Genomic DNA, 16847 nt, shown 5'->3' with positions numbered 1-16847 from the left:
ATGGTGAATGTAATCTTTATTATATAATTATTCCGGCATCTTAAGTTTTAAGAATATTAAATTGAAGTCCTAATTTTATAACGCAATAATAAATATCGTTGAATATTAGGAAGATGATATTATTTTTCTATCATAGAATAATACACAATGAGTTATTTATGATCCTAAATCATTTCATTATGGTATTAAATACAATGCTGATTATATTAGTTTTGTGATCTTGTTATGATAAAATAATATATAAATGAGTTAGTTTTAATTTGTGTTGATTCCTTTTGTGGTATTGATGTTCAGATGTTTTTTGCTGTTGAAAAGTAATGTCTTATGAATTATTTTAACCTCGTTTTATATTTTCAGGTAATTGAATATTTAGTAGTATTTATGTGATTTTCAATGAGTTAAAGTTATTTTTAGGTGTTTGTTCATTATTGGGATGGAGGACTTATTCTACCAGCTATTGTCAAGGTAAACTTTTTGATAGTTTAAGGTGAATCAGTTTGGTTTATCTTTCTAAGCATCTGATTTATTCTTGAAATAGTTTTAATTAGAGATTAATCGAAGGAAGATAAAATATAGTGATGATTTAGTATCTATACATAATAAATGCGATTAATTATCCCATTTATTATGGTGTAATTCAGTGTCAGCCAATAAGAATTATAGCAAGTTAGTATAACGCATATAAAGAATCGAATGAAAAATGAATATTTTATTTCGGATCATAAGATAAATCGTTTATTCCATTGTCGGGGAAACTAGCGTCGGAAAATTATTAATTAGCGGTCATTAACCGGGCTATGGCATCCATATCTGATTGTTTTGGATTGATGTCAGACTGGTCCGTTTTCATTTCTTAGGGCAAGAAATAAGAAAAAAATATGAGTAGTGACTGTCGGGAATGACAGTTTTCGAATTTATAACAGATTCGTTGGGGGAATAGATGAAAGAGAATATTGTTAAATTGGGAAATGTTCTTAAAACTGAACTTGTTTCTCAGGCACCAGAAAATATAACTAATGTAAGTGATAGTTCACCACGGAATCAGAATGTAAAGAAGATCCTCCAGGCACTGATGCCCAGTGAATTATTTTGGTATGAGCGTCTTGCTGCTTTGCAACCACTCCAGTTACCTTTCGAAACCGCCGGGGAGCAAACGGAACCTCGTTGGGCAATAAGCGCCTGGCAGTCCCTACTGCCAGGAAATAGTGAAGAAGACCCATTACGGCTACTATTGCAGACGTTCGTTATTTATCTTGCGCGTTTGACTCAGCAGACCGAATTCCAAGTTGGCTGGTGCGTGGATGAGGCAGAAGATACACCAAGTAGGTTAACGGGTTTGGCACCTGTGGTGCCCATGGCCGTGGAGATAGCGTTTGATAAGCCGTGGAGCATGGTAGCTGATTGGATTGATGACGAACTGGCCCGGCTGGCGCAGCACCGTACATTTAGTCTTGATTTCTTCTCCCGTACTCCCTCACTGCATGCTATCCCAGCGTTGACAACAAGCCGGCCATGGCGGATCGCTATCTCTGTGGTACAGGATGACAGACTGTGTGATCAGGAGATACCCGGTGAGTTGCTGACTCTCCAGATCAATGCGCAGGGCGGTTTTCGCTGGATATACGATGCAAATGGCCTGAGCGCGGAAGAGATTCTGCGGATGAGTGAACACTTACAGGTGCTGGCCCTGTCGAAAAGGATGGATGATGACGTTCCCGTCCGGCAACTTAATTTATTGCCTGAGGCTGAACGTACATTATTACTGGAAACTTGGAACGCCACTCAAACACCGTATCCTGATCAGTTATGTATTCATCAGTTGTTTGAACAACAGGCAGAGAGAACCCCGGAGGCCATCGCGCTGATCGAAGGGGATAAAACTCTCAATTATGCTGAATTGAATATCCGTGCTAACCGGTTAGCCCGCCAACTGATCGAGCAGGGAATTAGCCCAGATGAACATGTGGCGATATTATTAGAACGATCCGTTGAGTTGGTGGTGGCGCAGTTGGCGATCCTCAAGGCCGGGGCGGTTTATGTCCCTGTTGATCCCAGTGTGCCGGATGAGCGGAAAATCTGGTTGATGAACGATTGCTCCGCTAAGTTGTTGATTACCGATGTGCAATCTAATGTTCCACCTGGCCTCTCGGTGCCGCTGTTTCGCTTCTCCGGTGAGGCGGATACCCGCAGAGAAGAAGAGTGTTTTAATCCTGATTTACTGCATTCCAGCGCTGGGGCTGCGTATATCATGTATACCTCCGGCTCGACCGGCACGCCCAAAGGGGTGGTGGTGCCTCATCGTGCTGTGGTCCGGCTGGTTATCAATAATGGCTATGCCGAAATCGAACGGGATGAGCGGGTTGCTTTTACGGCTAACCCGGCGTTTGATGCCAGCACGTTTGAAGTTTGGGCACCGTTGCTCAATGGCGGCACGCTGGTGGTTATCGACCATGCCACGTTGCTGACACCCCAGAAGTTAGTACAAGTGTTACAGGTGCATCACGTCACGGTTCTGTGGCTGACTATCGGATTGTTTAACCGGCTGGCGGCAGAATTATCACCGGTCCTTCCGCAGATTAAGGTGCTGATTTTCGGGGGAGATATCCCTGATCTGCATGTGATTGCCCAGGTTCTGGATCATCATCCGCCACAGCAATTATTACAGGCTTACGGTCCGAGCGAGGGAACCACCTTTACCACGATGTATCCTATTAAGGTTTTACCACAGGGCGTGACCCGGATCCCAATTGGTCAGCCGATAGCGAATACCCGTGTTTATCTGCTGGATGATGACGGTCAACCGGTGCCGATAGGCGTGATCGGCGAGATTTATGTGGGCGGAGACGGGATTGCCTGTGGTTATCTCAATCGCCCTGAGTTGACCGCTGAACGTTTCCTGGTGGATCCGTTTAGTGATCAAGCGGATGCCCGTATGTACCGGACCGGGGATTTGGCTCGCTATCTGCCGGACGGCAATCTGGAATTTCTTGGCCGTAATGATCAACAGGTGAAAATTCGTGGTTTCCGGATTGAACCGGGGGAAATTGAAGCCCGGTTGGTGGAATACCCGGTGGTGCGTGAAGCGGTGGTGCTGGCGCTGAATGACGGACAGGACAAACGTCTGGTTGCTTATGTCGTCGCGCCAGCGGATGACGGCTTGGTTAACAGCCTGCGTAGCCACCTGAGCGCCATGTTGCCTGATTATATGGTCCCGGCGGCGTTTGTGCGTCTGGATGCCTTCCCATTGACGCCGAACGGCAAGTTGGATCGCCGGGCGTTGCCTGCACCCGGTCAGGAGGCTTTCGCCCGTCAGGTCTATGCAGCCCCGCAAGGTGAGATAGAAACTGCACTGGCTGCTATCTGGAGCGAGTTACTGGGTGTTGAGCCGATTAGCCGGCACGACAACTTCTTTGCTTTAGGCGGTCATTCATTGCTGGCGGTACGGATGATGAACCGAGTGACCGCCTTGGGAGTGGAGTTATCGTTAACGGAGTTGTTTAAAGCGCCTTCTTTAATGGCCTTTGCTGAAGTGGTCATCGCCCGGCTTGATGAACCGTGCGGTACATTGCCCGTCATCATGCCGATATCCCGCGAGGGTGAGCTGCCGTTGTCATTCGCTCAACAGCGCCTGTGGTTTCTCGCGCAGTTTGATGGCGTCAGTGATACCTATCATATTCCAATGGCACTGCGTTTGCGGGGGCAGCTTGATATTGCTGCCTGGCAGCAGGCGCTGAATGTCTTGTTTGCCCGTCATGAAGCGTTACGTTCGGTATTTATTGCTGTTGACGGTCAGCCTCAGGTACAACTATTGGCCCCGGACAGTGGATTACCTTTGTCACAACATGATCTGCGTGGGATCACGAAGGTTAAAACGGTACTTGAACGTTTGAGCGCCGAGGAAGTTTATACGCCATTTGATCTCCAGCGTGGCCCGCTTATCCGTGCTTGCCTTATCCGGCTCATGGATGACGAATATCAGTTTTTACTCACCCAGCATCATATTGTTTCCGATGGTTGGTCTATCAATGTGCTGGTACGTGAATTAAGTACCCTCTATACGGCGTTTCTGGCAGAACAATCGGATCCATTGCCACCGCTGGCGATTCAATATCCTGATTATGCCGCCTGGCAGCGTCAGTGGTTGTCGGCCCGTACCCAAATTCAATCCGACTATTGGCGTGCGATGCTGGCGGACGCGCCGGGTCTGCTGGATTTACCCACTGACCGGCCACGTCCGCCAGAGCAGTCGTTTACTGGGAATGTTGTGCCTGTCAATCTGGGTGTGGAATTGACGGCATCCCTTAAACGCCTGAGTGAACAGCACGGTGTCACGTTATTTATGACGCTGTTGTCAGCCTGGGCGGCGGTCTTGTCGCGCTTGTCAGGTCAGGATGATGTGGTGGTTGGTGCACCCAGTGCAGGCCGCCGCCGTCAGGAAGTGGAACCGCTGATCGGTTTCTTTGTGAATACGCTGGCGTTGCGCATTGATTTATCGGGTGAGCCGAATGTGGCTGAGTTGCTGGCACGGGCGCGAAAAGTCGCACTGATGGCACAGGAGCATCAGGATTTACCGTTTGAACAGGTGGTGGAAATCGTGCAACCGCCGCGCCGGCTGGCGCATACCCCGCTGTTCCAGGTGATGTTTGCCTGGCAGAACAATGAAAATTCTGAGTGGAGATTACCGGGGCTGGTCGTGTCATCGGTTGACCAAGCCTTTGATGTCGTTAAGTTTGATCTTGAATTAAACCTGTTTGAGGAAGAAGACGGGGTTGTCGGTCATCTCGGTTATTCAACTGCCCTGTTTGAGCAATCGACAATCGAACGGCACATCGAATATTTGCACGCGGTGCTGCAAGCCATGGTCGCTGATGTTCAGCAGCGGATCGGTGAAATTGACATTCTGGCACCAGCGGAACGTAAATTGTTGTTGGAAACTTGGAACGCGACGGAAGCCGCGTTCCCTGACCAACTGTGCATCCATCAGTTATTTGAACAACAGGTGGAGACGGATCCGGGGGCGATAGCGCTGGTATATGAAGGACAGACGCTTAGTTATGCGCAGCTGAATGCCCATGCCAACCGGCTAGCGCATCAACTGATTGCGTTGGGGGTGGTGCCGGATCAGCGGATAGCAATTTGTGTGACACGTTCACCGGTCATGGTGGTGGGATTGCTGGCGGTGTTGAAAGCGGGCGGTGCTTATGTGCCGCTGGACCCAACTTATCCGGGTGAGCGTCTGGTGCATATTCTGAATGATGCTGCACCGGCTATTTTGCTGGCGGATGAAGCCGGGCGGGCGGTGTTGGGTGAAGCGGTCCTGGCGACGCTAACGGTACTCGATGCAAATATCCTGCCGGATCAGCCGGACAGTAATCCGCAGGTACTTGCATTGACTTCACGGCATCTGGCCTATGTGATTTACACCTCCGGTTCGACCGGTATGCCGAAAGGGGTGATGGTCGAGCATCGTGGTGTGGTTAATCTGGTATTGACACAAATTGCCCGGCTTAACATGCGTGTAACCAGCCGGATGTTGCAGTTTGCTTCATTCAGCTTTGATGCCAGTGTTTGGGAAATCATGATAACGCTGGGTGGGGGAGCTAGTCTGGCTATCCCTGCTGACACCGTTCGTCAGGATCCGCGTCGCCTCTGGCATTATCTGGAAGAACAGGCGGTGACGCATGTCTGTTTGACGCCCGCTTTGCTCCAGGAAGGGGCTGATTTGCCGGAGATAACGATAAAACCCACGTTGGTTCTGGCGGGTGAAACCCCCAGTGCTGCGTTGCTTCAGGCATTGCGGGGCCGGGTAACGCTGTTCAATGCGTATGGCCCGACGGAAACCACGGTTTGCGCGACGACCTGGCGTTGTCCGTTAGATTACATGGATGAATGGGTTCCGATTGGGCAGCCGATGGTTAACACGCGGGTTTATCTGTTGGATATCTATGGTCAGCCCGTACCGTTAGGAACGGTGGGTGAGTTGTACATTGCTGGTATTGGTGTCGCCCGGGGTTATCTCAATCGCCCTGATCTGACTGCGGAACGCTTCCTGGTTGATCCGTTTAGTGATGCGCCAGAGGCGCGGATGTACCGCACTGGGGATTTGGCCCGCTACTTGCCGGATGGCAATCTGGTGTTTGCTGGCCGTAATGACCAGCAGGTTAAGATCCGCGGTTTTCGCATTGAGCCAGGGGAAATTGAAGCGTGTCTGACTGAACATCCTGTGGTGAGTGGCGCACGGGTACTGGTGTTGGGTGATGGGCAAGATAAACGGTTAGTTGCCTATGTGGTAGCGGAAGCCGATGATGGGCTGGCCGTCAGCTTGCGTGACCATTTGAGTGATATTTTTCCCGATTATATGGTGCCAGCGGCGTTTATCTGTCTGGATGCCTTTCCGCTGACGCCGAACGGCAAACTGGATCGCCGGGCGCTACCCGCCCCGGATCAGCAGGCTTTTGCCCATCAGGTTTACGAAGCGCCGCAAGGCGAAATTGAGACAGCATTAGCGACTATTTGGCGTGAATTGCTGGAAGTTGAGCAGGTAAGCCGGCACGACAACTTCTTTGTCCTCGGTGGTCACTCGTTGCTTGCGGTACGGATGATTGAACGTTTGCGGCGTATGGGGTTGGGCATCTCGGTACAAACATTATTCCAGCATTCGACACTCAGTGTTTTGGCTCAGTCTCTGGCTCAATATCGTGAAATCCCGGTGCCTGACAACGGTATTACACCGGATACGGTTGTGTTAACACCGGAGATGTTGCCGCTGATTGATCTGACTCAGCCTGAAATTGACCACATTGTTGAGCAGATACCGGGTGGGATTGCCAATATTCAGGATATCTATGCCCTGTCACCGCTACAGGATGGCATCTTGTTCCACCATTTGCTGGCAAATGAGGGTGACCCTTATTTGTTGATAACCCAGCAGGCTTTTGCCGATCGGTCTTTGCTGGAGCGTTATCTGGCGGCGGTGCAACAGGTGGTTGATCGCCATGATATCCTGCGCACTGCTTTTGTTTGGTCCGGTTTGTCTGTGCCGGCGCAAGTGGTTTGCCGTCAGGCACCATTGTCAGTGACGGAATTGATTTTAAATCTGGCTGACGGTCCGATCAGTGACCAGCTATTCCAACGTTTTGACCCGTGCCGGTATCGTATTGATTTGGATCAGGCGCCGTTGCTGCGCTTTGTGGTGGCGCAGGAAACCGATGGACGTTGGATCCTATTGCAACTGTTGCATCACCTGATTGGTGACCATACCACGTTGGAAGTGATGAACCGTGAAGTGCAGGCCTATCTTGCCGGACGGGCAGAGAGATTGCCTGCACCGACACCTTTCCGCCATCTGGTGGCGCAGGCTCGGCTGGGGGTGAGTCAGGCCGAACATACTCGCTTCTTTACCGACATGTTAGCCGGGGTGGATGAACCGACGTTACCGTTCGGACTCACGGAAGCACATCATGACGGTTCACAGGTCACGGAATCACACCGGATGCTGACGGCCGGGTTGAACGACCGTTTACGTGGTCAGGCCCGGCGTTTGGGTGTCAGTGTGGCGGCATTGTGTCATGTGGCCTGGGCGCAGGTGTTATCGCGTACCAGCGGGCAGGCGCAGGTGGTGTTTGGGACCGTGCTGTTTGGGCGTATGCAGGCAGGCGAAGGCGCTGACAGTGGTATGGGGCTGTTTATTAATACCTTGCCGTTGCGGTTGGATATGGATGAAACCCCGGTACGGGACAGCGTACAGTTCGCCCATAGTCGGCTGGCGGGATTGCTGGTGCATGAACATGCTTCACTGGCACTGGCTCAACGTTGCAGTGGGGTAGCCAGTGGCACACCGCTGTTCAATGCGTTGTTGAATTACCGGCATAATACGCCGCCAGTCACGGCGGATGAAATCATCAGTGGTATTGAATTCCTTGGCGCGCAGGAGCGAACCAACTACCCGTTTGCTCTGTCAGTGGAAGATTTTGGCGATGCCTTGGGGCTGACGGCTCAGGTCGTGCAGCCGTATGATCCGGACCGGCTATGCGGTTATATGCAACAGGCGCTGGCAAGTCTGGTGAATGCGCTTGAACAGGCTCCGGAGACACCAGTACAGGCGCTGGAAATTTTGCCGGAAACTGAACGCACATTATTGCTGAAAACTTGGAATGCCCCGGAAACCGTGTCTTCTGATGCGTTGTGTATCCATCAGCTGTTTGAACAACAAGTGGAAAAAACGCCGGATATCACGGCATTAGAATACCAAGAACAACTTCTCAGTTATGCCGAATTAAATGCCCGTGCTAACCAACTGGCCCATCAACTGATTGCGCTGGGTGTAGAGCCGGATCAGCGGGTGGCGATTTGTGTGTCACGTTCCCCGGCCATGATAGTCGGAATGTTAGCGGTGCTGAAAGCGGGTGGTGCCTATGTGCCATTGGATACCGCCTATCCGGTTGAGCGTTTGATGCATATCCTGAATGATGCCAAACCGGTGGTGGTACTGGCGGATGAAGCCGGACGGGGGGCGCTGGGTGAAGAGGCGCTGGCCGGATTGCTTGTCCTTGACCCGAATACTCAGCTTGATCAACCGGCCAGCAATCCACCGGTGCCAGCGTTGACGCCCCAGCATCTGGCCTATGTGATTTACACCTCCGGCTCAACCGGACAGCCAAAAGGGGTGACGATAGAACATCAGGCGATTTATCAACGCAGTTTAGGTTTTGATGAAACCTATGCGGTGACGGCGCAAGACCGGGTGCTGCAATTTTCCTCTTTTGCTTTTGATGCGTCGGTCGAGGAATTTTTCTCGTCATTATCTCATGGTGCGACGCTGGTGATGCGTGATGATAGCTGGCTGGTTTCGGTACAGGCATTTATTGCTTTAACCCGGCAACATCGTATTACGGTGATGTCTCTGCCGACACTATTTTGGTCTGAACTGGCGGCATTACCGTTACCGGAATGTCTCAGGTTAATTATTATTGGTGGCGAGGCGGTCAAAAAGAGCGCCATTCAGGCGTGGTTTGGGCAGAAAGCCTATCGTCCCCGGTTGTTGAATACCTATGGCCCGACAGAAAATACCGTGATTGCCACCTGTAAGGCGATCTTATCGCCGGAGGACGCTGGTTCTATCGGCCGGCCGGTGAAAAATACCTGCATTTACCTGTTGGGCAGCAACGGCCAACCGGTACCATTAGGCGGTACCGGTGAAATCTATATTGGCGGCGTGGGTGTTGCTCGGGGTTATCTTAACCGGCCAGAATTGAGTGCGGAGCGTTTCCTGATCGATCCGTTCAGTGACAACCCGGATGCGCGCATGTACCGAAGCGGGGATTTAGCCCGTTACCTGCCGGACGGTCATCTGGAATTCCTGGGCCGTAATGACCATCAGGTGAAAATTCGTGGTTTCCGGATTGAACCGGGGGAAATTGAGGCCCGGCTGACGGAATATCCGGCGGTGCAAGAGGCGGTGGTGTTGGCATTGGGTGAAGGACAGAGTAAGCGTCTGGTGGCTTATGTGGTGGCGGAAACGGATGACGGGTTGGTTAACCGTCTGCGTGAACATCTGAGCGCGTTGTTGCCTGACTACATGGTCCCGGCGGCGTTTGTTCAGTTGGATGCTTTCCCGTTGACGCCGAATGGCAAATTGGATCGCCGGGCGCTGCCGGCACCGGGTGAGGACGCTTTTGCCCGTCAGGTTTACCAAGCGCCGCAAGGTGAAATGGAAACTGCCTTGGCTGCGATTTGGCGCGAGTTGCTCGGGGTTGAACACATTAGCCGGTATGACAATTTCTTTGCGTTGGGCGGTCATTCGTTACTGGTTGTCCGGATGATTGAATATTTGCGGCGTATTGGTCTGGGCGTCTCGGTGCAAACGCTGTTCCGACATCAGACACTCCGTGTTCTGGCTCAGTCTCTGGATCAGCATCGTGAAATCCAGGTACCTGAAAACCGCATTACGCCGAATACGACGGTGCTAACGCCAGATCTGCTGCCGCTGATTGACCTGACCCAGCCTGACATTGATCTGATCGTCGGGCAAGTGTCGGGTGGGATAGCCAATATTCAGGATATCTATGCGTTATCGCCATTGCAGGATGGGATTTTGTTCCATCATCTGCTGGCAAACGAAGGTGATCCGTATCTGTTGATTGGTCAAATGGCCTTTGCTGACCGATCTCTGTTAGATCGTTATCTGGCCGCGGTTCAACGGTCAGTTGATCGGCACGATATCTTGCGTACAGCTTTTATCTGGCGAGGATTGTCAGTACCGGCGCAGGTGGTTTTGCGTCAGGCAACCTTGTCGGTGACGGAACTGACACTCGACCCAGTTGACGGGTCGGTTAGTGAGCAGTTGTCCCAACGCTTTGACCCGCATCGGTATCGTCTTGATGTAGGTCAGGCCCCTTTGTTGCGTTTTGTGATTGCGCAGGCAGAAGATGGTCGCTGGATCTTGCTGGAACAGCAGCATCACCTGATAGGTGACCACACCACGCTGGAAGTGATGAACCGTGAAGTACAGGCGTATCTTACCGGTCAGGCGGGCAATCTGCCTGAGCCGGTTCCTTTCCGCAATCTGGTGGCGCAGGCCCGGCTCGGTGTCAGTCAGGAAGAACACACCCGTTTCTTTACCGGGATGTTAGCTGAGGTCGATGAACCGACACTGCCGTTTGGGTTGACGGAGGTGCATCGCGATGGTTCACAGGTGACGGAATTCTACCGGATGCTGACAACCGGGCTGAATGATCGTTTGCGTGATCAGGCCCGGCGTTTGGGCGTGAGTCTGGCCGCCTTGTGCCATGTAGCTTGGGCGCAGGTATTGTCACGTACCAGTGGTCAGGAGAAAGTGGTATTCGGCACCGTGCTGTTTGGGCGTATGCAGGTGGGGGACGGTGCTGACAGCGGCATGGGATTGTTTATCAATACGTTGCCGCTGCGGTTGGATATGGATAATACTTCGGTACGGGACAGCGTACAGATCGCCCATACCCGATTCGCCGGGCTACTGGAACATGAACACGCTTCATTGGCGTTGGCTCAACGTTGCAGCGGTGTGCAGGGTGAGATACCGCTGTTTAGTAGTTTGCTGAACTATCGACATAATGCCTTGCCGACAACGTCGGATGAAATCATCAGCGGCATTGAATTCTTGGGTGGGCAGGAGCGGACTAACTATCCGTTAGCGTTATCGGTGGAGGATTTTGGTGAAGCACTGGGGCTGACGGCTCAAGTGGTGCAACCGTTTGATCCGCAAAGGATATACGGGTATATGCAGCAAGCGCTGGAGAGTTTGGCCGAGGCACTTGAGCAGGCCCCGGAAACACCGGTACGGCAGTTGGAAATTCTGCCGGAAGCGGAGCGTACACTGTTGCTGAAAACCTGGAATGCCACGGAAATCGTGCATCTTGATGCATTGTGTATCCATCAACGGTTTGAACAACAAGTGGAGAAAACGCCGGATGTCACGGCATTAGAATATCAAGCACAGCGTTTCAGTTATGTCGAATTAAATGCCTGTGCCAACCAGCTGGCGTATCAACTGATTGTGCTGGGTGTAGAGCCGGATCAACGGGTGGCAATTTGTGTGTCACGTTCCCCGGCCATGATCGTCGGAATGTTGGCTGTGTTGAAAGCGGGCGGTGCCTATGTGCCATTGGATACCGCCTATCCGGTTGAGCGTCTGGTGTATATCCTAAATGATGCCAAACCGGTGGTGGTACTGGCGGATGAAGCCGGACGGGTGGCGCTGGGTGAAGAGCTGCTGGCCGGATTGCTTGTCCTTGACCCGAATACTCAGCCTGACCAACCGACCAGCAATCCACCGGTGCCAGCGTTGACGCCACAGCATCTGGCGTATGTGATTTATACCTCCGGCTCAACCGGACAGCCAAAAGGGGTGATGATAGAACATCAGGCGGTTTGTCAGCGCAGTTTAGGTTTTGATGAAACCTATGCGGTGACGGCGCAAGATCGGGTGCTGCAATTTTCTTCTTTTGCCTTTGATGCGTCGGTCGAGGAGTTTTTCTCATCATTATCTCATGGTGCGACGCTGGTGATGCGTGATGATAGCTGGCTGGCTTCGGTACAGGCATTTATTGCTTTAACCCGGCAACATCGTATTACGGTGATGTCTCTGCCGACGTTGTTTTGGTCTGAACTGGCGGCATTACCGTTACCGGAATGTCTCAGGTTAATCATTATGGGTGGCGAGGCAGTACAGAAGAGCGCTATTCAGGCGTGGTTTGGGCAGAAAGCCTATCGTCCCCGGTTATTAAATACCTATGGCCCGACTGAAAATACGGTGATTGCCACCTGTAAGGCGATCTTATCGCTTGAAGACGCCGGTTCTATCGGCCAACCGGTGAAAAATACCTGCATCTACCTGTTGGACAGCAACGGCCAACCGGTGCCACTAGGTTGTATTGGCGAAATCTATATTGGCGGTGTGGGCGTTGCCCGGGGTTATCTTAACCGGTCAGAACTGAACGCTGAACGTTTCCTTATCGATCCGTTCAGTGACAACCCAGATGCACGCATGTACCGAAGCGGGGATTTAGCTCGTTATCTGCCGGATGGTCATTTGGAATTCATAGGCCGTAATGACCATCAGGTGAAAATTCGTGGCTTCCGGATTGAACCGGGGGAAATTGAGTCCCGGCTGATGGAGTATCCGGCGGTGCAAGAGGCGGTGGTACTGGCATTAGGTGAAGGACAGAAGAAGCGGTTGGTGGCTTATGTGGTGGCGGAAGTAGATGACGGGTTGGCTAATAGCCTACGTAGTCACTTGAGTGCCATTTTGCCTGATTATATGGTACCGGCGGCGTTTGTTCAGTTGGATGCTTTCCCGTTGACGCCGAATGGCAAATTGGATCGCTGGGCGCTGCCGGTACCGGGAGAGGAGGCTTTTGCTCGTCAGATTTACGAAGCGCCGCAAGGTGAAATGGAAACTGCACTGGCAGCGATTTGGCGCGAGTTGTTGGGGGTTGAACAGATTAGTCGGCATGACAATTTCTTTGCTCTGGGCGGCCATTCGTTACTGGCGGTGCGGATGATGAACCGTGTCGCCGCTTTCGGTGTTGAATTGCCGTTGAGCACGTTGTTTAAAGCCCCTTCTTTAATGGCCTTTGCTGAGGCAATGGGTTCCCGGTTTGATGAACAGCGCGGTACATTACCTGCCATTTTGCCGATATCCCGTGAGGGGGAATTGCCGCTGTCATTCGCTCAACAGCGTTTGTGGTTTCTGGCGCAGCTTGATGGCGTCAGTGATACCTACCATATTCCGGTGGCCTTACGCTTGCGTGGTCAAGTTGATATCGCTGCCTGGCAGCGGGCGCTGAATACCTTATTTGCCCGTCATGAAGCGTTACGTTCTGTCTTCGTTTCCGTTGACGGTCAGCCTCAGGTACGATTATTGGCGGCAGACAGCGGATTGCCTTTGTCTCAACATGATCTGCGCGGGATCCCGGATGCTGAAACGGTACTTGAACGTTTAGGCACAGAGGAAACTTATACACCATTTGATCTCCAGTGTGGCCCGCTGATCCGCGCCCGCCTTATCCGGCTGGCAGATGACGAATATCAGCTTTTGCTCACCCAGCATCACATTGTTTCTGATGGCTGGTCTGTCAATGTGTTGATACATGAATTAAGCACCCTCTATACGGCCTTTCTGACAGCACAAGCTGATCCATTGCCACCGCTGGCAATTCAATACCCTGATTATGCTGCCTGGCAGCGTCAGTGGCTGTCAGCTGAACGTACTCAAATTCAATCCGATTATTGGCGCACCATGCTGGCTGACGCGCCGGTTATGCTGGATTTACCCACTGACCGGCCACGTCCGCTTGAACAGGCGTTTGTGGGGAATACTTTGCCGGTCAATTTGGATGAGGAGTTAACGAAAGCCCTTAAACGCCTGAGTGAACAGCAGGGTGTCACATTATTCATGACGATTTTGTCAGCCTGGGCGGCGGTTCTGTCGCGCCTGTCAGGTCAGGAAGATGTCGTTATTGGCACACCGAGTGCAGGCCGCAGTCGCCAGGAAGTAGAGCCGCTGATCGGATTCTTTGTGAATACGCTGGCGTTGCGCATTGACTTATCGGGTGAGCCGAATGTGGCTGAACTGCTGGCACGGGCGCGACAAGTGGCACTGATGGCACAGGAGCACCAGGATTTACCGTTTGAACAGGTGGTGGAAATCGTGCAACCGCCGCGCCGATTGGCGCATTCCCCGTTGTTCCAGGTGATGTTTGACTGGGAGAACAATGAAAGTACCGAGTGGCGATTACCGGGGCTGGCCGTATCACCGGTCGATCAACCCTTTGATGTCGTTAAGTTTGATCTGGAACTGAGCTTGTCTGAAGAGGAGGGCAGGATTGTCGGTCATCTTGATTATTCAACAGCTCTGTTTGATCAACCGACAATCGAACGACACATCGGATATTTGCACGCGGTGCTGCAAGCAATGATCGCTGACGTTCAGCAGCGGATTGGGAAAATTGATATTTTGGCACCGGCAGAGCGTAAATTGTTGCTGGAAATCGGAAACGCGACAGAAACCGCGTATCCTGACCCATTGTGTATTCATCAGTTATTTGAACAACAGGTGGAGAAAAAACCGGGTGCGACAGCGCTGGAGTATCAAGAGCAGGCTCTCAGCTATGCCGAACTGAATACTCGTGCGAACCGGCTGGCGCATCAACTGATTACACTGGGTATTGCACCGGACCAACGGGTGGCGATTTGCGTGGCGCGTTCACCGGCAATGGTCGTGGGATTGCTGGCGGTGTTGAAAGCGGGTGGAGCTTATGTACCGTTGGATACCGCCTATCCGGGTGAGCGTTTAGCTCATATCCTGAATGATGCGGCACCGGTGGTGGTACTGGCGGATGAAACCGGCCGGGCAGCGTTAGGCGAGTGGGCACTGGCCGGGCTGACAGTACTGGATCCGAATGTTCAGCCTGATCAGCCGGACAGCAACCCGCAGGCACTTGGGTTGACGACACAGCATCTGGCCTATGTGATTTACACTTCCGGCTCAACCGGGCAGCCGAAAGGCGTCATGGTAGAACATCAGGCCATTTATCAGCGTTATCTGGGTTTTAATGAGACTTATGCTGTCATGCCGCAAGACCGGGTGCTGCAATTCGCCTCTTTTTCTTTTGATGTGTCGGTAGAAGATTTCTTCTCGTCGCTATGTAATGGTGCCACGCTGGTGATACGTGATGATCGTTGGTTGGTCTCTGTGAAGGAATTCATCACGTTAACCCTGCAAAGCGGGATCACGGTGGTGTCATTGCCGACTTTATTCTGGTCTGAACTGGCGGCCAGAGATCATGGGTTACTGCTGCCGGATTGCCTCAGGTTGATCATCATTGGCGGTGAGTCGGTCAAAAAGAGCGCTATTCAAGACTGGTTTACCCATGAAACCCACCGTCCCCGCCTATTGAACGGTTATGGCCCGACGGAAAACACCGTGACGGTCACCTACAAGGATGTATTATCGCCGGAAGATGACCGTTCTATTGGTCGGCCAGCTAAAAATGCCGGTATCTACCTGCTGGATAAATATGGTCAACCGGTACCATTAGGCTGCGTCGGTGAAATGTATATTGGCGGTGTGGGCGTGGCGCGTGGTTATCTGCATCGTCCTGAGTTGACCGCTGAACGTTTCCTGATGGATCCATTTAGTCATGTATCGGATGCCCGGATGTATCGTTCCGGGGATTTGGCCCGCTACCTGCCGGACGGTGACCTGGAATTCTTGGGCCGTAACGACCATCAGGTGAAAATTCGCGGTTTCCGCATTGAACCGGGTGAAATTGAGGCTCGGCTGACGGCATATCCGACGGTACAAGAGGCGGTGGTGCTGGCGTCGGGTGAGGGGCAGGATAAGCGTCTGGTGGCCTACGTGGTGGCGTCAGCGGATGAGGGATTGGTGAATAGCCTGCGTAGTTACCTGAGTGCTATTTTGCCTGACTACATGGTGCCGTCGGCTTTTGTGCGTTTGGATGCTTTTCCATCGACGCCAAATGGCAAACTGGATCGCCGGGCGCTGCCGGCACCGGGGGAGGAAGCCTTTGCCCGTCAGGTTTACGAAGCGCCGCAAGGGGAGATTGAAACAGCACTGGCGGCGATTTGGCGTGAACTGCTGGGGATTGAGCAGATTAGCCGGCATGACAATTTCTTCGCACTTGGTGGTCATTCATTGCTGGCGGTGCGAGTGATCAACCGTGTCGCGGCTTTAGGTGTCGAATTGCCGCTAACCACGTTGTTTAAGTTCCCCTCTTTGATGGGTTTTGCTGAGAAGATCCGTGCCCGGTTTGATAAACAAGACCGGGGATTGCCTGCCATCCTGCCGATATCCCGTGAGGGTAAGTTGCCGCTGTCATTCGCTCAACAGCGTTTGTGGTTCCTGGCGCAGCTTGATGGCGTCAGTGATATCTATCATATCCCGGTCGCCCTGCGTTTGCGTGGGCAGTTTGATATCGCCGCTTGGCAGCAGGCGCTGAATACCTTATTTGCCCGTCATGAAGCGTTACGTTCGGTATTTATTGTTGTTGATGGTCAGCCTCAGGTACGACTACTGGCACCGGATAGGGGGTTAACTTTGTCTCAACGCGATCTGCGTGGGATCCCGGATGTTGAAACGGTACTTGAACGTTTAAGCACAGAGGAAGCTTATACGCCATTTGATCTCATGAGTGGCCCGCTCATCCGTGCTTCTCTCATCCGGCTCACAGATGACGAATATCAGTTTTTGCTCACCCAGCATCACATTGTTTCCGATGGTTGGTCTGTTAATGTGCTGATACGTGAATTAAGTACCCTCTATACGGCGTTTCTGGCAGAACAAGCGG

1 protein-coding gene (only partly in view) is annotated in these 16847 nt (G+C 52.1%); it reads left to right on the top strand.

Translation table 11 applies throughout. The features are described 5' to 3' along the window. Positions 1–940 precede the first annotated feature (940 nt). On the top strand, positions 941–16847 hold the 5' portion of the coding sequence (locus ACGF63_RS17810) for a non-ribosomal peptide synthase/polyketide synthase (protein ID WP_387632440.1). 16367 nt of this gene lie beyond the right edge of the window; 15907 of the gene's 32274 nt are visible here — the first part of the coding sequence; it begins with the start codon at positions 941–943; its stop codon lies off the right edge, out of view.

This window comes from Photorhabdus sp. RM322S (assembly GCF_042879395.1).
In the GTDB taxonomy this organism is placed as follows: Bacteria; Pseudomonadota; Gammaproteobacteria; order Enterobacterales; family Enterobacteriaceae; genus Photorhabdus; species Photorhabdus khanii.
The sequence above is the reverse complement of the archived record's forward strand: the minus strand, read 5'-3'. Positions and strand labels throughout refer to the sequence as shown.